The 20,868-nt window shown below is 72.3% G+C and carries 18 protein-coding genes; 2 read left to right on the top strand and 16 right to left on the bottom strand.

The features are described from left to right. Positions 1 to 49 precede the first annotated feature (49 nt). From ACFYMC_RS11985 to ACFYMC_RS11945, 9 genes are all read right to left on the bottom strand, one after another. A complete protein-coding gene (locus ACFYMC_RS11985) occupies positions 50 to 565 on the bottom strand; it encodes an amino-acid N-acetyltransferase (RefSeq protein ID WP_388522615.1) in 516 nt (171 codons plus the stop codon). A gap of 9 nt (positions 566 to 574) precedes the next feature. Further along, positions 575 to 1,048, bottom strand: a complete 474-nt coding sequence (locus tag ACFYMC_RS11980) for a BlaI/MecI/CopY family transcriptional regulator (RefSeq protein WP_388522613.1) — start codon at positions 1,046 to 1,048, stop codon at positions 575 to 577. A 130-nt stretch (positions 1,049 to 1,178) separates the two neighbouring features. Further along, complete coding sequence (locus tag ACFYMC_RS11975) at positions 1,179 to 1,358, bottom strand: hypothetical protein (protein WP_388522611.1); 180 nt, start codon at positions 1,356 to 1,358, stop codon at positions 1,179 to 1,181. A gap of 13 nt (positions 1,359 to 1,371) precedes the next feature. Continuing rightward, complete coding sequence (locus tag ACFYMC_RS11970; RefSeq protein ID WP_388522709.1) at positions 1,372 to 2,022, bottom strand: hypothetical protein; 651 nt, start codon at positions 2,020 to 2,022, stop codon at positions 1,372 to 1,374. A gap of 154 nt (positions 2,023 to 2,176) precedes the next feature. After that, a complete protein-coding gene (locus ACFYMC_RS11965) occupies positions 2,177 to 2,986 on the bottom strand; it encodes a type III pantothenate kinase (protein ID WP_388522608.1) in 810 nt (269 codons plus the stop codon). Beyond that, positions 2,986 to 3,993, bottom strand: coding sequence for a carboxylating nicotinate-nucleotide diphosphorylase (gene nadC, locus ACFYMC_RS11960; RefSeq protein ID WP_388522606.1), 1,008 nt, complete (start codon positions 3,991 to 3,993; stop codon positions 2,986 to 2,988). Before nadC ends, ACFYMC_RS11965 begins: the two co-directional genes overlap by 1 nt. Before the next feature lie 2 nt (positions 3,994 to 3,995). Next, positions 3,996 to 5,717 (bottom strand): L-aspartate oxidase, encoded by a 1,722-nt coding sequence (locus tag ACFYMC_RS11955; RefSeq protein WP_388522603.1) that lies wholly within the window; start codon positions 5,715 to 5,717, stop codon positions 3,996 to 3,998. After that, on the bottom strand, positions 5,714 to 6,727 hold the full coding sequence (gene panC, locus ACFYMC_RS11950) for a pantoate--beta-alanine ligase (protein WP_388522600.1): 1,014 nt from the start codon (positions 6,725 to 6,727) through the stop codon (positions 5,714 to 5,716). The genes ACFYMC_RS11955 and panC overlap by 4 nt, the downstream gene beginning before the upstream one ends. After that, positions 6,724 to 7,683, bottom strand: coding sequence for a Rossmann-like and DUF2520 domain-containing protein (locus ACFYMC_RS11945; RefSeq protein WP_388522597.1), 960 nt, complete (start codon positions 7,681 to 7,683; stop codon positions 6,724 to 6,726). The genes panC and ACFYMC_RS11945 overlap by 4 nt, the downstream gene beginning before the upstream one ends. Before the next feature lie 350 nt (positions 7,684 to 8,033). Between ACFYMC_RS11945 and ACFYMC_RS11940 the strand changes: the two genes are divergently transcribed. Then, on the top strand, positions 8,034 to 9,197 hold the full coding sequence (locus tag ACFYMC_RS11940; RefSeq protein ID WP_388522595.1) for a threonine aldolase family protein: 1,164 nt from the start codon (positions 8,034 to 8,036) through the stop codon (positions 9,195 to 9,197). An 82-nt stretch (positions 9,198 to 9,279) separates the two neighbouring features. On the opposite strand, the gene ACFYMC_RS11935 is transcribed toward ACFYMC_RS11940, so the two are convergent. Both ACFYMC_RS11935 and ACFYMC_RS11930 read right to left on the bottom strand, forming a co-directional pair. Next, the gene (locus ACFYMC_RS11935; protein WP_388522592.1) at positions 9,280 to 9,828 is read right to left on the bottom strand and encodes a DUF1062 domain-containing protein; all 549 of its coding nucleotides are present in this window, start codon (positions 9,826 to 9,828) and stop codon (positions 9,280 to 9,282) included. Positions 9,829 to 9,920: 92 nt separating this feature from the next. Next, on the bottom strand, positions 9,921 to 10,106 hold the full coding sequence (locus tag ACFYMC_RS11930; protein WP_388522589.1) for a hypothetical protein: 186 nt from the start codon (positions 10,104 to 10,106) through the stop codon (positions 9,921 to 9,923). 56 nt (positions 10,107 to 10,162) lie between these two features. Here ACFYMC_RS11930 and ACFYMC_RS11925 point away from each other — a divergent pair, with 56 nt between their 5' ends. After that, positions 10,163 to 12,091 carry an ABC1 kinase family protein gene (locus ACFYMC_RS11925; RefSeq protein ID WP_388522586.1) on the top strand — a complete coding sequence of 643 codons (1,929 nt, stop codon included), beginning with the start codon at positions 10,163 to 10,165 and terminating at the stop codon, positions 12,089 to 12,091. A 62-nt stretch (positions 12,092 to 12,153) separates the two neighbouring features. On the opposite strand, the gene ACFYMC_RS11920 is transcribed toward ACFYMC_RS11925, so the two are convergent. From ACFYMC_RS11920 to ACFYMC_RS11900, 5 genes are all read right to left on the bottom strand, one after another. Next, positions 12,154 to 13,653: a peptide MFS transporter gene (locus tag ACFYMC_RS11920; protein WP_388522583.1), complete on the bottom strand. Its 1,500-nt coding sequence runs from the start codon at positions 13,651 to 13,653 to the stop codon at positions 12,154 to 12,156. A gap of 259 nt (positions 13,654 to 13,912) precedes the next feature. Then, positions 13,913 to 16,093, bottom strand: coding sequence for an MMPL family transporter (locus ACFYMC_RS11915; RefSeq protein WP_388522580.1), 2,181 nt, complete (start codon positions 16,091 to 16,093; stop codon positions 13,913 to 13,915). Beyond that, positions 16,090 to 18,045, bottom strand: coding sequence for a thiol reductant ABC exporter subunit CydC (gene cydC, locus ACFYMC_RS11910; RefSeq protein WP_388522577.1), 1,956 nt, complete (start codon positions 18,043 to 18,045; stop codon positions 16,090 to 16,092). The genes ACFYMC_RS11915 and cydC overlap by 4 nt, the downstream gene beginning before the upstream one ends. Before the next feature lie 31 nt (positions 18,046 to 18,076). Beyond that, positions 18,077 to 19,852 (bottom strand): thiol reductant ABC exporter subunit CydD, encoded by a 1,776-nt coding sequence (gene cydD, locus ACFYMC_RS11905; protein WP_388522575.1) that lies wholly within the window; start codon positions 19,850 to 19,852, stop codon positions 18,077 to 18,079. Continuing rightward, positions 19,852 to 20,862 carry a cytochrome d ubiquinol oxidase subunit II gene (locus ACFYMC_RS11900; RefSeq protein WP_388522572.1) on the bottom strand — a complete coding sequence of 337 codons (1,011 nt, stop codon included), beginning with the start codon at positions 20,860 to 20,862 and terminating at the stop codon, positions 19,852 to 19,854. The genes cydD and ACFYMC_RS11900 overlap by 1 nt, the downstream gene beginning before the upstream one ends. Between the last annotated feature and the right edge of the window lie 6 nt (positions 20,863 to 20,868).

Below are 20,868 nucleotides of genomic sequence, written 5' to 3'. Positions count from 1 at the left end.
TTCAGTGGAGCTGCACTATGGGAAACGTGCGCGATTCGGACATAGCCGTTCAGAGGTGCAGAAGCATCCGGCTGTTGCCCAAGGTGTTCGGCTTCACTCGTTCGAGACCGAGGAACTCCGCTACTCCCTCGTCATAGGAACGCAGCAGCTCGGCGTAGACATCCATGTCCACCGGAGTCTCGCCGATCTCCGTGAAGCCGTGCTTGGCGAAGAAGTCCACTTCGAAGGTCAGACAGAATACCCGGCGAACGCCCAACCAGCGGGCGGTCTGAAGCAACTGCCCGAGCAGTCGGTGTCCCACACCCGAGCCCTTCACGTCGGAGTCCACGGCAAGAGTGCGTACTTCGGCGAGATCCTCCCACATGACATGGAGGGCACCGCACCCCACGACCTGGGCGTCCTCATCGCGTTCCGCGATCCAGAACTCCTGGATGTCCTCGTAAAGAGTCACCGTGGCTTTGTCGAGCAGGATGCGGTCACGCACGTAGGAGTCGAGTAGACGTCGGACCGCGGGAACATCACTCGTCCGTGCCCGACGGATGGTGACCGGTTTTGCTTTTGCCATGCCCGGACGCTATCGCCCCGCGTCGGGCCGCTGTTCGGGGGCGTCCGTCTTCTCGTCCCCGGTCCGGTCCCCTTCGGTAGGGACCTCCGTGAGATCCGGGCCCGGACCGGGATCGGGGCTCGGTTGGGGTTGTACAACCCGGATCGCGTCGCGCAGGGCCTCACGCTGTTCCGCCGACATCATCCCGAAGAAGGCCACGAGGGCCGCTGCGGGGTTGTCGCTGGTTGACCAGGCCTCGTTCATGAGGGCAGCCGAGTACGCGGCTCGGGTGGAGACCGCCGTATATCGATAGGCCCGGCCTTCGGCTTCCCGGCGCACCCAGCCCTTCTGATGGAGATTGTCCATAACGGTCATCACGGTGGTGTACGCGATGGAGCGTTCCTGCTGGAGGTCTTCCAGGACTTCACGAACGGTGACCGGGCGGTTCCACTGCCACACCCTGGTCATGACGGCGTCTTCGAGTTCTCCCAAGGGGCGAGGCACACGAGCACGATAGTGGCCGCGGAGTCGAATGGCCCGGCCATTTGCGCAACAAAACGGGCGTACGGCTCGAAAGGAGCCGTACGCCCGGATCGCGCGGTGCTCGCGCGGGGGTGATGCAAAGCGGCCCGGATCAGGAATCCATGGCCTTCGGGGCCTGACGGGCCGCCTCGGCGCGAGCGAGGGCGGTGTCGACGATCCCGTCCTCCTTGGCCTTGTTGGCGCCGCCCTGAGACTTCACGATCGTCACGACGAGGCCGATGAAGAGGGCGGCCATGAAGACGGGGGGCACGAGCGCGGAAACGATTTCCATGGCTTCAGGGTAGCTACCCGACGGCGCGGCCCGACCCGGGGGGAGGTGCCGGCTTGCGGCGCGGCGGGAAGACCTCTCCGGGGGTGGGGATCGGCCGGTCGGGACGCGGCGCCTGGGGGCGGTCGGGTGGCGGGGACGGGGCTGCCGGCCCGGGCTTGTCACGGTCCGCCGGCCGGTCTTCGGGGCCGCCGCCCTCCGGGCCGGGGTCCGTCCCGTCACCCTCGTCCAGTCCGCCAGGCAGGGCCAGCAGCCGGGTTCGGGGAGCGGGAGCCGCCACCCGGGCCTTGGTCCGGGCAAGTCGGGCCCTCACGGATCGCTCCGCGATGGCACGGCAGCGGTCAAGGAGGGCGCTGGCGACCGGGTTGCCGCGCAGGGCGCGCAGGGCGGACAGGTCATCCGGGTGTGGCCGATAGCCGGCCGCGAGGGCGTCCTGGAGGAGTTCGAGGTAGCCGGGGAAGCTGCCGGGCAGGGCTGCGCGGTAGCGCGCGAGATCGTCGAGCAGGAAGGCTCTGAGGCGCCCGGCCTCACTGACCGCTTCGTCCAGCGATCGCGACAGGCGCAGGCAGTCCTGGACCTCCTGGGCCGGCAGAGGGTCCGTGGAGGAGTGGAGGGCGTGGGCGAGGGCGCGCCGGAGCACGTGCAGCTCGGATGCGCTGAACGCCATGCCGCCGCGGGATCCGTAGGGCGTGGGCATGGGCCCGAAGATACGCGCTAATCGGACAAAATCTCCGTAAGTGCAGACAACTCGGGCGCGGCGTTCCCGTCGGCCGGGGCGTGACCCGGCCGACGGGGAGCACGCACCCCGCCCGCGGCGCGGATCAGGTGAAGGAACCCACGTTGCGCTCGTAGACCAACCGCAGCCCGATCAAGGTCAGCCACGGCTCGTGCACGTCGATCACCGAGGATTCGCCGAGCACCATCGGCGCGAGGCCGCCGGTGGCGATCACCCGCACGTCATCGGGGTCGCCTTCGGGGCCGGCGAGTTCCTTGGCCATGCGGGTGACGACACCGTCGACCTGGCCGGCGAAGCCGTACAGGATGCCGGACTGCATGGCCTCGACGGTGTTCTTGCCGATCACACTGCGCGGTCGGGCCAGCTCGATCTTGCGCAACTGGGCACCGCGCACCCCGAGGGCCTCGACGGAGATCTCGATGCCGGGGGCGATCACCCCGCCGGTGTACTCACCTCGCGCCGAGACCGCGTCGAAGGTGGTGGCCGTGCCGAAGTCCACGACGATCGCCGGCCCGCCGTACAGCTCGGCCGCCGCCACCGCGTTGACGATCCGGTCGGCACCGACCTCCTTGGGGTTGTCCGTGAGGATGGGCACTCCCGTCTTGACCCCCGGCTCGACCAGGACGGCCGGCACGTCCCCGAAGTAGCGACGGGTGACCTCGCGCAGCTCGTGCAGCACGAAGGGCACCGTGGAACAGATGGCGATGCCGTTGACGCCCTCCCCGAGCTCCTCGCCCAGAAGCGGGTGCATGCTCATCAGCCCCTGCATCAGCACGGCCAGTTCGTCGGCGGTGCGGCGCGGGTCGGTGGAGATCCGCCAGTGCTCGACGATCTCCTCGCCGTCGAAGAGCCCGAAGACGGTCTGGGTGTTCCCCGCGTCGATGGTGAGCAGCATTACCGCTCCTCGCGCAGGTCCAGGCCGATGTCCAGGATCGGGGAGGAGTGGGTGAGGCCGCCGACGGCCAGGAAGTCCACCCCGGTGGCCGCGTACGCGGCGGCGTTGGCCAGGGTGAGGCGACCGGAGGACTCCAGCAGGGCGCGGCCCTGGTTGTGCTCCCGGTTCAGGTGCACGGCCTCCTCGGTCTCCAGCGGGGTGAAGTTGTCCAGCAGGATCAGGTCCGCGCCGGCGTCCATGACCTCGCGGCACTGGTGGAGCGTGTCCACCTCGACCTCGATGGGCAGCTCGGGGAACAGCTCGCGCACCGCCTTGAACGCCTGGGCCACCCCACCGGCGGCCACCACGTGGTTGTCCTTGACCAGTGCCGCGTCCGAGAGCGACATGCGGTGGTTGACCCCGCCGCCGCAACGGACCGCGTACTTCTCCAGGGAACGCAGGCCGGGAGTCGTCTTGCGGGTGTCTCGGACCTTCGCCCCGGTCCCCTCCAGCGCATCGGCCCAGCGCCGGGTGGCGGTGGCGATGCCGGAGAGCCGGCACAGGATGTTCAGGGCGCTGCGCTCGCCGGTCAGCAGGTCCCGGGTTCGGGCGCTGACGGACAGCAGCACCTGCCCCGGCTCGACCCGGTCACCGTCCTCAACGTGCCGCTCCACCTCGAACTCGTCGGCGCAGACCACCGACAACACGGCCTCCGCGATCCGCAGACCGGCCACGGTGCCGGCTTCGCGTGCGGTGAAGTCGGCGGTGGCGGTGGCCTCCTCGGGGACGGTGGCGACGGTGGTCACGTCCACGCCTGCGGCCAGGTCCTCGGCGATCGCCATGTGCGCGATGTCCTCGACCTCCACGGGGTCCAGACCGGCGTCGGCCAGCAGCCCGGCCAGCGCCGGGTCCAGCCCGCACTCCATGGCCTCGCCGTCGGGATCCGCTCCGCAGCCGCAGCCTTCGCCACAGCCCCCGCTCGGGGTGCCGTCGCCTTCGTTCGGAATGAGGGGGAGTTCGGTGGTCACGGTTACTGCTCCTGGCTCAGGGGGTGGCGTACGGAAGGGAAGGCCGCCGACTCGGTGCGGGCGACGACCAGGGCGCGCTTCTCGATCCGGGACAGACCTACGACGAGGTGGCGGCGCCAGGACCGGTCGTCCCGGTCGGGGTGGTCCTCGCGCCAGTGGCAGCCACGGGTCTCCTCGCGCCGCAGGGCGGCGGCGACCAGTACCCGGGCCACACACAGCAGGTTGGTGGCTTCCCAGCTGTCCACACCGGGTTCGGACGTCTTCCCGTGGACCTCCAACTCGGTCAGGGCCGCGGTGTAGAGGGCTTCGAGGGAGTCAGCGGCCTCGCGCAGGGACCGGGCGGAGCGCAGCACCCCGGCACCGGCCGTCATGGTCCGCTGCACCTCCGGACGGGCCTCGGCGGGCTGGAGCGGGCCACTGGCCGGCACCGGGATACCCGGACCGCTTGACGCCACGGAACCACTGACGATGTCCTCGGCGATCCGCTCGGCGAAAACGAGGCCTTCGAGCAGGGAGTTGGAGGCCAAGCGGTTGGCGCCGTGCACGCCGGTGCAGGCGACCTCGCCACAGGCGTAGAGCCCGGGGACGGTGGTGCGCCCGTGCAGGTCCGTGCGCACCCCGCCGCTCGCGTAGTGCGCGGCGGGCGCCACCGGGATGGGCTGGGTCACCGGATCGATGCCGTGGGCGCGGCAGGCCGCCAGGATGGTGGGGAACCGCTGTTCCCACATGGCGGCACCGAAGTGTCGGGCGTCCAGGTACATGTGCTCGGCACCCTGCTCCTGCATACGGCGCATGATGCCCTTGGCCACGATGTCCCGGGGGGCGAGTTCGGCGAGTTCGTGCTGGCCCAGCATGAAGCGGACCCCGTCGGCATCGACGAGGTGGGCGCCCTCGCCCCGGACCGCCTCGGACACCAGTGGCTGCTGGCCCTCCGCGTCCGCGCCGAGGAACAGCACCGTCGGGTGGAACTGAACGAACTCCAGGTCGGACACCTCGGCGCCGGCGCGCAGCGCGAGGGCGACGCCGTCGCCGGTGGAGACCGAAGGGTTGGTGGTGGCCGAGAACACCTGCCCCATGCCGCCGGTGGCCAAGATGACCGCCGGCGCGTGCACGGCACCGACTCCGTCGTGCTGACCCTCGCCCATCACGTGCAGGGTGACACCTGCGGTCCGGCCCTCGGCGTCGGTGAGCAGGTCGAGGGCGAGGGCGTTCTCGACGGTTTCGATGCCGGAGGCCTGGACTGCCTCCACGAGGGCCCGGGAGATCTCGGCGCCCGTGGCGTCGCCACCCGCGTGCGCGATCCGACGCCGGTGGTGGCCGCCCTCCCGGGTCAGTTCGATCTCGCCGGTCGACTCCGAGGTGTCGAAGACGGCCCCGGTGGCGATGAGCCTGCGGACGGCGTCCGGACCCTCGGTGACCAGCAGGCGGACCGCTTCCTCGTCGCACAGGCCGGCGCCCGCGACCAGGGTGTCCGCGAGGTGCTGCTCGGGGGTGTCGCCCTCGCCGAGGGCGGCGGCGATGCCGCCCTGTGCCCAACGGGTGGAGCCGTCGTCCAGGCGGGCCTTGGTGACGACCACGGTACGGCGGCCCGCGGCGGCGCAGCGCAGGGCGGCGGTCAGGCCCGCCACGCCGGAGCCGATCACCACCACGTCGGCTTCGACCGCCCAGCCGGGGGCGGGTGCGTGCAGCCGTATGCCGGTGCCGGTCTGCGGACTGGTACTCACGGATGTGCTCCGAACTCGACGGGAATGTTGTCGATCAGTCGGGTGGTGCCGACCTTCGCGGCGACGGCCAGTACGGCGCGGCCGGTGAACCCGTCCGCGACCTCGGTGAAGTCGCTGGGGTCCACCAGCGCCAGGTAGTCCAACCGCAGCGGCGGCTCGGCTCGCGCCGCCTCGTCCAACACGTGCCCGGCGGCGGTGCGCACTGCCGAAACCGGCCTGCTGCCGGCCGTGAACACGGCGTGCGCGTCAGCCGAGGCTCTGGCCTCGCCGATGGCGGCGAGCGCCGCCGCCCGGGCCTCGTCGGTGGCGGGAGTGGCCTCGTGGCGGGCGCGCAGCGCCTCCTCGGCGGCGAGCCGGTCGCGGCCGGCGAACAGCGCCCGGGACAGGGCGAGGGCCGTGGTGCGTTCCGCGGCGGAGAGGTAGCGGTTGCGGGAGGACAGGGCGAGGCCGTCGTGTTCCCGGACGGTGGGAACGCCGTGGATCTGGACGGGGAAGTTCAGGTCGCGGACCATGCGTCGGATCAGGGCGAGCTGCTGGGCGTCCTTGTGCCCGTACAGCGCCAGGTCGGGGCGGGTGAGGTGCAGCAGTTTGGCGACGACGGTGAGCATTCCGTCGAAGTGGCCGGGGCGGGTGGCGCCCTCGAACCGCTCGCCCATGGGGCCGGCCGAGATGCGCACCTGCGGTTCCCCGCCGGGATAGACCTCTTCCGCCGCGGGGGCGAAGACCGCATCGGCGCCCGCCTGTTCTGCCGTCTTGAGGTCGGCGGCCAGGGTGCGGGGATAGCGGTCGAGATCTTCACCCGCGCCGAACTGCAGGGGGTTGACGAACACGGTGACGATCACCTGCCCCGTGGGGCCGACCAGTTCCCGAGCGGTGCGCACCAGCGTGGCGTGCCCCTCGTGCAGGGCGCCCATCGTCATCACCACGGCCCTGCGGGACGCACCGCCGCCGGGCACCGGCAGCGCGTGCAGTTCGTCGGAGGTGCGGAGCAGCGGGCAAGGGGCGGTCATCGCTCTCCTCCGTCGTGGGGGTCGTTCGCGGATCCGCCGGAAGGTCCGCCTCGGCGCCCGTCGGCGCTCTCGTCGGCCAGCACCCCGAGCAGGTCCTCGGCCAGCTCGGGCTTGAGCAGGCCGTGGGCGAGGGCGCGGTCGGCGGTGGTTCGGGCCATCGCCACGTAGCCGGCCACGGTCTGCGGAGAGTGCCGGCGCAGTTCGGCGATGTGCGCGGCGACGGTGCCGGCGTCCCCGCGGGCGACGGGGCCGGTCAGGGCCGCGTCCCCGGAGCGCAGGGCGTTGTCGAGGGCGGCACCGAGCAGGGGTCCGAGCATCCGGTCGGGGTGCGCGACCCCGGCCGTGCGCAGCAGTTCCATAGCCTGGGCGACCAGGGTGACCAGGTAGTTCGCGCCGAGCGCGAGAGCCGCGTGGTACAGCGGTCGGGACTCTTCGGCGATCCATTCGGGCTCACCGCCCATCTCGATCACCAGGGCTTCGGCGGCCAGCCGCAGCTCGTCGGGGGCGGTAACGCCGAAGGAGCAGCCGGCGAGGCGTTGTACGTCCACCGGGGTCCCGGTGAAGGTCATGGCCGGGTGGAGGGCCAGCGGCAGAGCGCCTGCGCGGGTGGCGGGGGCCAGGACCGCCGTCCCGTAGCGGCCGGAGGTGTGGACCAGGAGCTGGCCGGGCCGGACGGCGCCGGTTTCGGCGAGCCCCTGGACGAGCCCTGGCAGGGCGTCGTCGGGAACGGTCAGAAGGACAAGTTCGGCGCTCTGGAGCACCTGTGCGGGCGTCACCACGGGCACGCCGGGCAGGAGGGCGGCGGCTCGCCGTACGGAGGCGTCGGACACCCCGGAGACCGCCACCGGGCGGTGCCCGGCGAGTTGGAGGGAGGCGGCGAGGGTGGGGCCGACGCGGCCCGCACCGACTACACCGACGGTGAGGCGGGCGGGGCGGGTCTGTTGTGGTGCGTTCACGCGGGGCGGGCCTTCCGTTCCAGTCCGCGAGGGGTACCGGACGATTTCACGGCCATGCTAAGGCCTGTCCGGCCTTCCCCGGCGGGCGCACGACGACGGCTGCCGCGCCCCGCCCCGCTGCCGCGTCCGCCGGATGCGCCCGGTACGAGGGTGCCCCTGCGTCCTGCGCCGTTCCGCGTCTGACGCCATACGCTGATACATCGGGGAGGACGGCAGGGCCTTCTGCGGGGGCGGAGCGCGACGGGCGGCTACGGCCCGGTACGGGGACGGGGTGCCCGGCGCCTTTCGAGCGGCGCTGGTTTCAGCCAAAGAGGATGCTGGCACGACGCCCAAACGTAATGATCACCGGTATGACGGATGTCGAAGCGGGAGCGAACGAGGACAACGGGGCCGGGCGGCACAGCGAGCGCCGGCGGCTGGCGTTCCGGGGGGCGGCGAAGAGCCTGTGGCGGGGCTCGGTGGAGCTGACCTTGGCCGAGCGCCTGGCGGAGCTGACCGCGCACGCGGCTGGGGTGACCGATCTCGACCAGGCGGGTGACGTCTACGGCGACGGGGTGGTGGGCGAACTGGAGGACCGCGTCGCCGATCTGCTGGGCAAGGACGAGGCCGCGTTCTTCCCCACCGGGACGATGGCGCAGCAGGCGGCGCTGCGCTGCTGGGCCGGGCGGACCGGCAGCGAGGTGGTGGCGATGCATCCGCTGGGCCATCCGGAGGTGCACGAGGCGCAGGCCCTGTCCGTGCTCACCGGCCTGCGGACGGTCCATCCGACCGCCGAGCGGCGCCTTCCGACCGCCGAGGAGGTACGCGACACGGCCGAGCCCTTCGGCACCTTGATGCTGGAACTTCCTCTGCGGGACGCGGGTTTCGTCCTGCCTCAGTGGGATGAGCTGGTGGCGGTGACGCAGGCGGCGCGGGAGCGGGACGCCGTCGTCCACTTCGACGGGGCCCGGCTGTGGGAGTGCACCGAGCACTTCGGCCGCCCGCTGGAGGAGATCGCCGAACTGGCCGACAGCGTGTACGTCTCCTTCTACAAGTCGCTCAACGGCCTGTCCGGGGCGGTGCTGGCGGGGCCGCCGGACTTCGTCGAGGAGGCCCGGGTCTGGCGTCACCGGTACGGGGGGCAGGTCTTCCAGCAGTATCCGGCGGCGCTGGGGGCGCTGATCGGGCTGGAACGGGAGCTGCCGCGGCTGCCGCAGTACGTGGCGCACGCCAAGGTGGTGGCGGCGGCGCTGCACGAGGGCTTCGCGGCGGCCGGGGTGAGATGGTTTCGGGTCCAGCCCGCACAGCCGCACACCCATGAGTTCCAGGTGTGGCTCCCCTACGAGCCGCAGGCGTTGACGGAGGCCGGGGTGCGGTTGGCGGAGGAGACCTCGACGGTGTTGTTCCGACGGTGGTTCTCCGATGTGGTGCCGGGGATGAGCCACACGGAGGTGACGGTGGGCGCCGCCGCGTTGGAGTGGAGTCGCCAGGACGTGCTCGCGGCGGTCGAGGGGTTCATGGCCAGGTTGGGTTGAGGGCTTGGGGAACGGGGGCGTGTCCGGGATCAGGGGTCGGCCCGGCGTGTTCGCGGGACCGGCCCCCGATCCCGGACAGGGGTCAGCGTTTGAGCGTGAAGGTGAAGTCGTCGAAGACCCTGCCGCTCAGGTCGACCGCCGAGACGAGTCTCCCCGCCACGAGCAATCTTTGGGCCTCGGCCCGTGGTAGGCCGCAGCCTTCGGCGATCAGCCGCAACGCTCGGACGGGGATCCGCGCCAGGAAGCGGACCGAGACGTCGATGACCTCGCGGGTCAGGTGATCTGATCCGCCGGTGTTGAGGCGCCAGGCGTGGTCCCAGTCGAGGGCGATGCGGTTGCGGTGCCGTATGACCGGGTCCTGGAGCAGCTCGGCCGTGAGGTCCACGTCGTTGGCGTGCAGCGAGTCCAGCATTTCAGGCCGTACCGAGCGCACGTTCCGGCGCTCCAGGACAGTGATCTTGGTGGTGGCTCCGCAGGCCGTGCACAGTGCGAGGAGCCAGGCGTCGATGACCTTGTGGTTGGCGTTGACGCGGAACTTGCCGCTCGGTCGGAAGCGCTCGGACGCGCACGTGTGGCAGCGGCGACGGACGAGGGGAAGGCAGGTGGGCGTGACCGCCCAGTTGTCGAGCACAGCAGTACACCGGTTTCCAGTGAGAAGTCCGCAGCAGGAAGCAGCGCGTCGCGCACATGCGCGACGCGCGAGGAATCAGCGCTCGGGAGGTCTCACAGGGTGTACAACGGCACGTCCTTGACCAGAGGGATCGGTTGGGCAGCAACGTAGCGACGCGCGGCGGCGCCGCTCCACTGGTTTTCGCGCGCCCCGCCGGCTGAGCTCTTGCGTCGACTCACGGACTTGGCCGCAGCCGGACCCGCGACCCGGGGCAGCGACCGGGCTCCAGCGTCACTCAAGCGGCGCTCGACTCCAACTCCGTTTTTAGCCTGAGCTGTTGACTAGGCTGCCTGATATGTGGGTATTCCTCGCGGCCGGCGGCGCCTTCTCTGTGATCGCTCTCCCCGCCCTGCTCGGCAGACGCCTGCTAGGGATGGAAGCGGGACTCGTCCGTGTCCTCATCGCCGCCCTGGTGGGCGTCTCCGTCTCCGGTACGGTCATCGGCCCCAAGCTCCAAAACAGCGGGCCGATGCTCTTCACTCTGATGATCGGCGTCGGGCTGCTCACCGCCATGGTGGCGCTGGTCGCCCTGGAAGTCCTGTTGCCCACCGGAGGAGTGCGGTTGCTCGGCCGCCTCCAGGCCATCCGGGCCCGGGCGTCACGGGCCCGGCGCTACTCGCAGATCCTGCGCATCCTCGGCCGACACGGCCTCGCCCCGTACCTGAGCAGGCGGGCCGGCAGGGCGCGGCGGGCGGGCGACACCCGGCACGAGCAGCTCGCGCGGGAACTGCGTGCGGCCCTCCAGGCCGGCGGAACCACCTTCGTCAAACTCGGCCAGTTGATGTCGACCCGCCGGGACCTGCTGCCCGCCGCCTACGTCGAGGAACTCAGCTGCCTCCAGGACCGGGTGCCGCCGGCGCCGTGGAGCGAGGTGGAGGCGGTGCTGCTGGCCAGTCTGGGCGGGTCCCCGCACATGGTGTTCGCCGAGTTCGACGTGGAGCCGCTGGCCGCCGCATCCATCGCGCAGGTGCACGCCGCGGTCCTGCGCGACGGCAGCAGGGTGATCGTCAAAGTGCAACGGCCGGGCATCCGGGAGGCGGTGGAAAGGGACCTGGACATCGTCGGGCGACTGGCCGCGACCTTGCAGGCACGCACCGACTGGGGACGCTCGCTGGGCCTGGAGGAACTGGCCCGGGGGTTCGCCGTGGCGCTGCGCGAGGAACTCGACTTCCGGGTCGAGGCGCGCAACATGACGGCTGTGCACCGGGCCGCCGCCCTGCGCGGGGACCACAGTGTGACGGTGCCGGACCTGCACCAGGAGCTCAGCGGCGAACGCGTGCTGGTGATGAGCCGGATCGACGGGGTCCAACTGGGCAAGGCCCGCCCGGACAGTCCCGAGCACGGCCGGAAGGTCGCGCTGACCCTGCTGACCGCGCTGCTCGACCAGATCATGTACGACGGGGTCTTCCACGCCGACCCGCATCCGGGGAACATTCTGCTCCAGCCCGACGGGAGCCCTGCCCTACTGGACTTCGGCTCGGTGGGCAGGCTGGACAGCGCGCTGCGCTCGGCGATGGCGGGGCTCTTCCTCTCGGTGGACCGCGGCGACCCGATCGCCCTGTGCGATGCGCTGCTGGAACTCACCGAACGCCCCGAAGACGTGGACGAGCAGCGGCTCCAGCGGGCGTTGGGCCAGTTCAGCGGACGCCATCTCGGACTCGGGGCGACGCCGGACGCGGCGATGTTCACAGAACTTTTCAAACTGGTCGCCGACTTTCGGCTGGCGGTGCCGCCGGAGATGGCGGCCGTCTTCCGTGCGCTGGCCACGCTGGAAGGCACCCTGGGGGCGGTCTCGGCCGGCTTCGACGTCCTGGACGCCTCCCGCGGGTACGCCGCCGCCCGCTTCACCCGCCAGTTGGAGCCTGCCACGGTGCGCGACACGGCACGCGACGAACTGCTGGCGGTACTGCCGGTGCTGCGCAGGTTGCCGCGCCGGCTGGACCGGATCGGCGGCGCCCTGGAAGAGGGCCGCCTCGGCGTCAACGTGCGCCTGCTCGCCGATCCGCGGGACCGCAGGGTGATAGGCGAACTCCTCAGCCGAATGCTGCTGACCTTCCTGGGCATCTTCTTCGGGGTCCTGGGCGTGCAGTTGTTGACGATCGACGGCGGCCCCGAGGTGACGCCCGACCTGAGCCTGTACCGGCTGGTCGGCTACCACCTGCTGGTGCTCTCGGCCGCGGTGGTGCTGCGGACGGTCTACGTGCTCTCCCGTCCCCTGCCCTGAGGACGATCCGACGGGAAGGAGCGGGGGCGGCCCGGCGGGGATGTGCGGTGCCGCCCCCGCGGTCACAGGCCCAGCCGCCGGGTCAGGGGACGACGGGCGAGGACGAGGGCCGCGCCGACACCGAGGACGACGAGACCCAGCAGGAGGAAGTACGCGGGCCCGGGCACCTGTTCGCCGGAGAGCTTCAGCGCGTTGCCGCCGATGCCGCCGCCGAGCGCGCCCGCCAGCCAGAACAGCGACACCATCTGGTTGACGAAGGTGGCCGGCGCCACCGCCGTCGTGGCGCTCATCCCGACCGGGGCGAAGGACACCTCGCCGGCGGCCAGCAGCAGGAAGGCCCCCACCAGCCAGAGCGGCGAGGCCTTTCCGCCGCCCGCCACGAACGCGGCCAGCACCATCAGCAGGTAGGCCCCGGCCGTGCAGCCCATGCCGATCGCGTACTTCACGACGGTGGCGATCCGGTCCCCGCCCCAGGTCCACAGCCAGGCGAACAGGGGCGCGGTCAACAGCACGAACAGCGGGACCGCCGACTGGAACCAGCTCGCCGGCACGGTCAGGCCGAACAGCTCACGGTCCGTGGCCTCCTTGGCGAACAGCGAGAAGACCGAACCGCCTTGGAGGAACAGCGCCCAGAACACGGCGGAGGCCAGGAACAGCCACACGTACGCCTTGACCCGCACCCGCTCGGCGGCGCTCAGCAGGGGCTCGCGCAGCAGCCGCCGGAAGCAGACCACGGGCAGGACCAGGCAGAGCAGGCCAACCAGCGCCATCACGTGGCCGAGCTCGAAGGTGCCCAGTGCCGCGTCCGTGCCGTAGCCGACGAGGACCACGGACGCCGCCACGGCGGTCCGGCGGGCGACGACACGGCGCTGGGCGAAGCTCGCGGCCCGTTCGGGGGCGGCGCCCACCTCTTGGAAGTGCCGGGCACCGCGCACGTACTGGAGGAGCCCGGCGGCCATGCCGAAGGCGGCGAGACCGAAGCCGAGGTGCCAGTTCACGCCCTCACCGACCGCCCCGACGACCACGGGCGCGATCAGGGCACTGACCTGCACGCTCATGTAGAAGACGGCGAAGCCGGCGTCCCGCCCGGCCCGGTCCTCGCGGTCGTAGAAGGCGCTGAGCAGGCCTGCCATGTTGGGCTTGAGGAGTCCGGTGCCCAGAGCGATCAGGAGCAGCCCGGGGTAGAAGGAGCCGTCCAGCGGCAGGGCCATCGCCGTGTGGCCGAGGCCGATGAGGACACCCCCGTACAGCACCGCCCGGTAGGTGCCGAGGACACGGTCGCCGATCCAACCGCCGGGCACGGAGGAGAGGAAGACGCTGGCCATGTAGAGGCCGTAGAGAAGGGCCGCATCCTCGTTGGACAGGCCGAGGCCGCCGCCGGATTCGGGTTCCGTGGCGTACAGCACGAGGATGGCGGTCATCCCGTAGAAGCTGAACCGCTCCCACATGTCGGTGCCGAAGAGCGTGGTGAACCAGCGCGGCCTGCCCAGGAGCGCGAAGCGGTGGTGGGAGGCCGCCGGCGCGGACGGGGCCGTCTGCGGCGGGCGGGGCGGGGCGCTCATTTCTCCTCCGTACGGGGCGGGTCCAGCAGGTTCGCTCCAGGTTCACAGCGCGCCGTCGACAGTTGCTCAAGAAGGGCTCGGGCGGCCGGGCCTCGTCGGGGAACCACTGTGGGGGGGGGGGGGGGGGGGGGGGGGGGGGGGGGGGGGGGGGGGGGGGGGGGGGGGGGGGGGGGGGGCGGGGGCGGCCCCCCGCCGCCGCGCCGCCCGCGCCCCCCCCCCCCCCCCCCCCCCCCCCCCCCCCCCACGGGGAGCGGACGGGTCAGCTGCTCTTCTCGACCTCGACCTTCGGCAGCAGACGGTCCAGTGCGGCCGGCATCCACCAGGCCCTGCGGCCCATCAGTTGCATCGCAGCCGGGACGATGAGGCAGCGGATGATCACGGCGTCGACGAACACACCGACCGCCATGCCGAGTCCGAACTGCTGGAGCATCCGGTCACCGCTGAGCATGAACGCCCCGAACACGGCCACCATGATCGCGCCGGCCGCGGTGACCACCGACCCGGTGTGCGCCAGGCCCTCCCGGATGGACGCGGTCGCGTCGCCGGTGCGGTCCCACTCCTCACGGATCCGGGACACGATGAAGATCTCGTAGTCCATGGCCAGGCCGAAGGAGATCGCGAAGATCATGATCGGTAGGTAGGCCTCGATCGGCCCCTGCTCCACCCCGAACCAGCCCTTCTGGAAGACCAGGGTGATGGTTCCCAGCGAGGCGCCGATGCTCAGCAGGTTCAGCACGGCCGCCTTCAACGGGATGAGCACGGACCGGAAGACGGCGATCAGCAGCAGCAAGGAGAGGCCGACCACGATGGCGATGAAGATCGGCATTCGTTCCGCGATGGTGTCGGAGTAGTCGATGACCGCCGTGGTGGAGCCGCCGACCAGGAACCGCGCCCCCGTCTGCCGACCCAGCTCGGCCAACACCTCGTCCCGCAGTCGGTGCACGAGCTCACTGGTCTGCTCGGCCTGCGGGGTGGTCTCGGGGAAGACGATCGCGGTGGCCGCCTTGCCGTCGGCGGACGGGAACGCTTGGGTGGCGAAGGCGACGCCGTCCGTGGTGTTCAGGGTCCGCCCGAGCGCCTCCCGGGCAGCCGCGTCCCCCTCGGTGACCACCACCAGGGGGCCGTTGAATCCAGGGCCGAAACCGTCCGACAGCAAGTCGTAGGCCTTGCGGGCGGTGGACTGTGGGGACTCGCTGCCCGCATCGGACAGGCCCAGGCGCATGTCCAGCGCGGGAGCGGCCAGCGCCGCCAGTGCCACGCCCGCGACCAGCAGTGCGGCCAACGGACGCCGCTGGACCGCACCCGCCCAGACGCGCCAGCGGGTCCCGCCCTCGATCGGGCGACCCTTCGCCTGCCGCCTGGCGGCCTTCGCCGGGAACTGGCGGGCGAACCGCCCGCCGAACACCGACAGCAGGGCCGGCAACAAGGTCAGCGAGGCGATCATGGTGACCAGGACGGTGAGCGCGACTGCGACGGCGGTGCCCTGGAGCGAACCGATGCCGAGGGCGACCAGACCGAGCAGGGCGATGATGACCGTGCAGCCTGCGAACAGCACGCTACGGCCGGCGAAGTTGAGCGCCCGGTTGGTGGCCTCCTCGCTCGTCGACCCGCGCACCAGCTCGGAGCGGTAGCGAGCGAAGATCAGCAGCGCGTAGTCGATGCCCACGCCCAGCCCCACCAGGATCATCATGTACGAGGTGTAGCTGGCGATCGTGAACACGTGGGACAGCAGGACGATCACGCCGAGGGTGCTGCCGACCGCGAACACCGCCGTGATGATCGGCAGTCCCGCCGCGATCACGGTGCCGAACATCAGCCCCAGGATCACCAACGCGGCCAGCATGCCGGCCCCTTCGGCCGCACCGCCGCCGGACTCGCCCAACTTGCGGGCCACGTCGCCGCCGAGCTCCACCTGGAGGCCGTCGCCGTGTGCGCTGCGGGCGGTGTCGTAGATCTGCTGCGCCTCCTCGAAGGGCATCGCGTCGGCGGTGCCCTTGAGTACCGCGGTGGCATAGCCGACCGTCTTGTCCTCGGACAGCGCGGAGCGCTCCTCGTAGGGGCTGCGCACCTGGTCGATGGTGGGCAGCGCGGCCACCTTCGCCAACATCGCATCGATCCGCTCGCGGACGGCCGGGGCGGTGATCTTGTCCTGGTCGTGCAGGACGATCTGGACGCTGTCACCCCCCTGGTTGGACCCGTGCCGCTGCATCGTCTCCAGCGCCTCCTGGGTTTCGGTACCCGGGATGGCGAAGTCGTCGTGATAACTGTCGCCGACGGCTGAGGCACCACCCCACACGCCGACCAGCAGCACGGTCCACAACAGCAGGGCCAGCCAGCGGTGGCGTTGGGAGAAGGCGGCGGTGCGCTCCAGGAAAGTGCGGTCGTGGGCCGTGGGCGGGACGACGGGGCCGTCCTGGCCCCGGACCGGGGTGGTGGTCACCGTGGACTCCTTGCATAGACATCGTCGGCATCGGTCTGCCTCGGCGCCGTCGCGTGCGGCTCAAGGCGGGAGGGAAGTGGAGGGCTGCCCGCACGCCGGGCCGGGGCCTGGGCGCCGTACAAGGGCCGACTGCGATCGAAGTCCGCGGGCGCCAAGCGTTGTACGAGCCGCCCGTCCGCCATGACCAGCACCTCGTCCAGGCCGGGCAGTTCGGCCAGTCCCCGGAGTCGATGGGTGACCAGGACCAGAGAAGCCCCGGTCTCCTCGGCACCAGCCGTCACGTCGTGCAGCACCGCATCGGCCGTGGCGGGATCCAGGCCCTCGGTGGGCTCGTCGAGGAGCAGCACGGGGGGCGCGGCGAGCAGCGCGCGGGCCAGCAGGAGTCGGCGGCGCTGACCGCCGGACAGCCTTTCCCCGTCGGATCCGGTGTAGGTGTCCAGGCCTTCCGGCAGGGCCCGTACCCATTCCGCGAGGCCGGCCCGGCCCAAGGCTTCGAGGAGCGCGGCGTCACTGGCCCCCGGGCGGGCGGGCAGCAGGTTGTTGCGGATGGAGGTGTGGAAGACGTGCGCGTCCTGGAGCGAACCGCTGACCGTGCGCCGCAAGGTGGCCTCCGGGACACCGGCGAGGTCCTGCCCGCCCAACAGGACGTGGCCCTGGTAGGGCACCACCAGCCGGGTCAGGGCGGCCAGCAGCGTGGACTTGCCGGATCCGCTGGCACCGACGAGCGCGATGCGGCGGCCCGGGGGGAGGTCCAGGTCCACGCCGCGCAGGGCCGGTGGGGCATCGGGGCGGTAGCGCACCCGTAGGTCACGCACCGTCAGGTGTGCGGGCGCGGCGTCCGGAGAGGGGGTGGCCCCGGACGCCGCTTTCCAGCCGGCGGGGGCGAGCCGGCCGCCGGCCCGCAGCACGGCGGGGTCAGGTCCACGCCGTGCTGCGGGCAAGGGCCCTCGCACCGTGCCCCGCACCCGTGCAGGGTCGGCGGACCGGCTCGACTGCGGCTCGAAACCGGGCGGAGCGCTGGGGTCGAGGAGCTCGGCGACCCGGCGGGCGCTTTCGGTCAGCGGGGACAGGAGTTGGGCGGCGGCGGGCAGCGGGGCCAACGGCTCGAAGGACGCCAGGGCGAGCAGCGGCAGCGCCACCGCCCAGACCCGGGGCACCTCTCCGGCGCACACCACGGCGACGGCCAGCACGGTGGCGCCCTGGAGGACGGTCAGGACGGCCGCGGACAACGCCGACATCAAAGCGGTGCCCCGGTCGTGGGCGCGCAGGCGACGGGCGGTGTCGGCGGCCCGGGTGGTCTCCTGCTCGGCGGCGCCGAACGCCCGCAGGTCCGCCGCGCCGTCGAGGATGTCGACGGCGCGCACGGCGAGTTCGGCCCGCAGGGCACCGGCCCGGAGCCCGGCCCGGCGGGCCGAGCGGGCGGTGGCCATGGGAAGCAGCAGCCCGGCGGCGGCCAGGCCGAGGGCCAGGGCGAGGGCGGCGGGCATCGACACGCAGGCTGCCGCCGTGACGGCGCCGACGCAGACCAGGAGCGCGGAGCAGGCCGGGATGGCCACCCGAAGCAGGGCGTCCTGGACGAGGTCCACGTCGGCGACCAGCCTGCTGGCGGTGTCGGCGTCCCGCAGAGCCGGCGCGTCGAGACGGGCGGGGCGCGCTGCCAGCGCGCCGAAGACCCGGCGGCGCAAGGTGGCGACGGCACGCAAGGCCGCGTCGTGGCCGGCCAGGCGTTCCCCGTAGCGGAACAGGCCCCGGGTCACGGCCAGTGCCCTCACGGCGACGATCGCCACGGAGAGCGCGCCCATCAGGGGGTGTTCGGCGGCCCGCGCGATCAGCCAGGCGGCGACTCCCATCAAAGTGACCGCGCCGAGGTCGGCGGCGAGGGCCAGGAGCACGGCGGTCACGATCTTGTGGCCGGGTCCGGCGGCGCGCAGGACCGCCAGGAGAGCTCTCATCGGGGCACCTCCGAAAGGGCGTCGGTGAGGGTCATGAGGGCTGCCGTTCGCGGACCTGCCCGTCGTGGACCTCCAGGCGGCGGTCGATGCCGTCGAGGAGACGTTCGCGGTGGGCGACGAGGAGGACGGTGCGGCCCGCCATCAGTCGCTCGCTCGCGTCGAGCACCGCGTCCTCACTGGTGCTGTCCAGGCCCGCGGTGGGTTCGTCCAGCAGGAGCAGGGGCGCGTCACGCAGGAACGCCCTTGCGAGGGCGATGCGTTGGCGTTGGCCGGCGGAGAGCCCCGCACCCCGGGGGCCGAGTCGGGTGGCGTAGCCCTCGGGCAGGCCGCGGACGAACTCGTCCGCGGCGGCGGCGCGGGCGGCGGCGGCGACCCGTGCCGGCTCGGCACCGGGGGCACCGAGCCGGATGTTGTCGGCCACGCTGCGGTCGAAGAGGTGGGGGCGCTGGGGGACCCAGGCGAGGCGGCGCAGCCAGGCTTCCGCATCGAGCCGGGCGAGATCGGTGCCGTCGATGAGGATGCGGCCGGTGTCGGGGCGGGCGAACCCCAACAGCAGGGCGAGGAGGGTGGATTTGCCTCCGCCGCTGGGGCCGGTGAGGGCGAGGCGTTCGCCCGGCTCGATGCGGAAGGAGACCTCTTCGAGGACGGGCGCCGGGCGCCCGGGCAGCCACAGGCCGACGCGCTCGAACTCGATGGTGGGCGCCCCCGCGTTGGACGGGGCGCCAGGGGCGGACACGATGGTGTTCGCGCTGCCCGGGTGCGACCGCCCGCCCCGGGGCCCCTGGTCCGAGTCGGCGTCCGGCGCCGTTAGGGTCAACGCTTCGCGGGCCGTGGTGAGCCCTTCGGTGGCCGCGTGGAAGCGCAACCCCAGCGCGCGCAGCGGCAGGTACGCCTCCGGCGCGAGGAGGAGAACCACCAGGGCGGTGTGCAGGGTGAGGCTGCCGCCGAGCAGCCTCAGGCCCACGGGAACGGCGATCAGCGCGACGGAGAGGGTCGCCACCGTGTCGAGGACGAGGGTGTTGAGGAAGGCGATCCGCAGGGTCCGCAGGGTGGCACGGCGGTGCGCGTCGGCGACCTCTGCGACGATGGCTTCCTGGGCGCCGGCCCGCCCGAAGACCCGTAGGGTGCTCAGCCCGCGCAGCGTGTCCAGGAAGTGGCCGCCCAGTCGCGCCAGCGCCTCCCACTGGCGCGCGGTGGCGTCCCGGGTGTGCAGGCCGACGAGGGCTCCGAAGACGGGGATCAGGGGGAGGGTGATCAGCAGCAGAACGCCGCTGATCGGGTCCGCCCGTAGCATCGCGACGAGCACGGCCAGCGGGACCAGTGCGGCGGCCAGCAACTGCGGGAGGTAGCCGACCAGGTAGGGGTCGAGCGCGTCGAGTCCACGGGTGACCAGGGTGCTGTACTCCCCCGTGCTCCGCTGCCCGGGGCGGTACGCCTCGCGCCGCGCCGCCGCGTCCAACAAGGCTTGCCTTAAACGGTACTTGGCGTCTGAGGCGGCCCACTGGGCGGCGCGGGCCTGGAGCCAGCCGCCCAGGGGACGGACCGCGACGGCCACGGCGACCCAGCCGGCCGCCGACAAACCGATGCGGCCGGTGGCGAACGTCTCGGACAGGAGCGCCGCGAGGGCCAGGCACTGGCCGACGACCCCGACCGCTGCGAGCGTGACACCGGTGAGCACCAGCAGCCCGGCGGGGCGGCTCTTCGGTGTTGCCGACAGCAGCCGGGCCCGTACCTCCCGGTCGGTGAGCGGCGCCGCCGGGCCACGGTGGGCGGCCCGGCGGCCGGGTGCGGCGGAACGGACACCCATCAGAAGTACGCCGGGGAGCGGTCGTTGGCTTTGGCCCGGAAGGCCCACCACTGCATCGCCTGGAAGGCGAACAGGATCGGCAGGACCAGCAGGACCACGGGCCCGACCACGGACAGGGTCGACGGGTCCGCGGCTGCCCGCGCCACCGACAGGTGCTCGTCGGCTGAGATGCTGCTGACGACGGCCTGCGGGAAGTGCGCCGCGGCGATCAGCACGGCCGGGGCCAGCGCCGCGAAACCGCTGACCGCCGCGGCTGGCCAGCCGCCGCCGGGGATCATCCGGGGGGCCACCAGGATCGCGGCGAGGGCGGCGGCGAGGACGGCTGCCGCCGCCAGCGGGTTCAGCAGCCCGTCACGGGCCCCGCCGTCGAGGACCGAGGCGAGGGCGGTGAGGGCGCCGGCGCCGGCGGCGACCGGGGCGAGGCGACGGGCGAGGGCCGCGGCCCGCCCGGCGACCGGGCCTTCGGTGCGCAGGGCGAGGAAGACCGCGGCGTGCAGGGCGAAGACGGCCACGGCGGTCAGCGCGGAGAGCACCGGCACCGGGGAGAGGAGCAGGCCCGGCGAAGGGTGGACTTCGGCGCCGCGCACCGGCAGGGTGCCGAGCAGGGTTCCCCCGAGTGCGCCCCACATCAGGGCGATGACCAGGCAGGCGAGTTGGACGGCGGAGTTCCAGCGGCCCTGGGCGCGGGCTCCGGCCACTCTGCGGCGGAACTGCATGGCCGCCTCGCGGACCAGGAGCGCGGCGACGGCCAGGACGATCACCGGGTACATGCCGCTGATCACGGTGGATTCGAGGCCGGGGAAGCCTCCGAGGGTAATGCCCGCGGCGGCTACCAGCCAGACCTCGTTGCCGAGGAAGAAGGGTCCGGTCGCGGCGGCGACGGTGTGTCGTTCACGCGCGTCACGGGCGAGCCAGCGGCCGATGATGCCGGTGCCGATGGTGATGCCGTCCAGGGCCAGGTAGCCCGCGACGAGCAGCCCCAGCAGCGCGTACCAGATGTTGTGCCACACGATGAG

Source organism: Streptomyces sp. NPDC006879 (genome assembly GCF_042869595.1).
In the GTDB taxonomy this organism is placed as follows: Bacteria; Actinomycetota; Actinomycetes; order Streptomycetales; family Streptomycetaceae; genus Streptomyces.
The sequence above is the reverse complement of the archived record's forward strand: the minus strand, read 5'-3'. Positions and strand labels throughout refer to the sequence as shown.

Bases quoted from the DNA above. Each gene is read 5' to 3' on its own strand.
- ACFYMC_RS11965 (WP_388522608.1), bottom strand. From the start codon at position 2,986: ATGCTGCTCACCATCGACGCGGGGAACACCCAGACCGTCTTCGGGCTC.
- ACFYMC_RS11925 (WP_388522586.1), top strand. From the start codon at position 10,163: ATGTGGGTATTCCTCGCGGCCGGCGGCGCCTTCTCTGTGATCGCTCTC.
- ACFYMC_RS11920 (WP_388522583.1), bottom strand. From the start codon at position 13,653: ATGAGCGCCCCGCCCCGCCCGCCGCAGACGGCCCCGTCCGCGCCGGCG.
- panC (WP_388522600.1), bottom strand. From the start codon at position 6,727: ATGACCGCCCCTTGCCCGCTGCTCCGCACCTCCGACGAACTGCACGCG.
- ACFYMC_RS11940 (WP_388522595.1), top strand. From the start codon at position 8,034: ATGACGGATGTCGAAGCGGGAGCGAACGAGGACAACGGGGCCGGGCGG.
- cydD (WP_388522575.1), bottom strand. From the start codon at position 19,852: ATGGGTGTCCGTTCCGCCGCACCCGGCCGCCGGGCCGCCCACCGTGGC.
- ACFYMC_RS11970 (WP_388522709.1), bottom strand. From the start codon at position 2,022: ATGGCGTTCAGCGCATCCGAGCTGCACGTGCTCCGGCGCGCCCTCGCC.
- cydC (WP_388522577.1), bottom strand. From the start codon at position 18,045: ATGAGAGCTCTCCTGGCGGTCCTGCGCGCCGCCGGACCCGGCCACAAG.
- ACFYMC_RS11985 (WP_388522615.1), bottom strand. From the start codon at position 565: ATGGCAAAAGCAAAACCGGTCACCATCCGTCGGGCACGGACGAGTGAT.
- ACFYMC_RS11975 (WP_388522611.1), bottom strand. From the start codon at position 1,358: ATGGAAATCGTTTCCGCGCTCGTGCCCCCCGTCTTCATGGCCGCCCTC.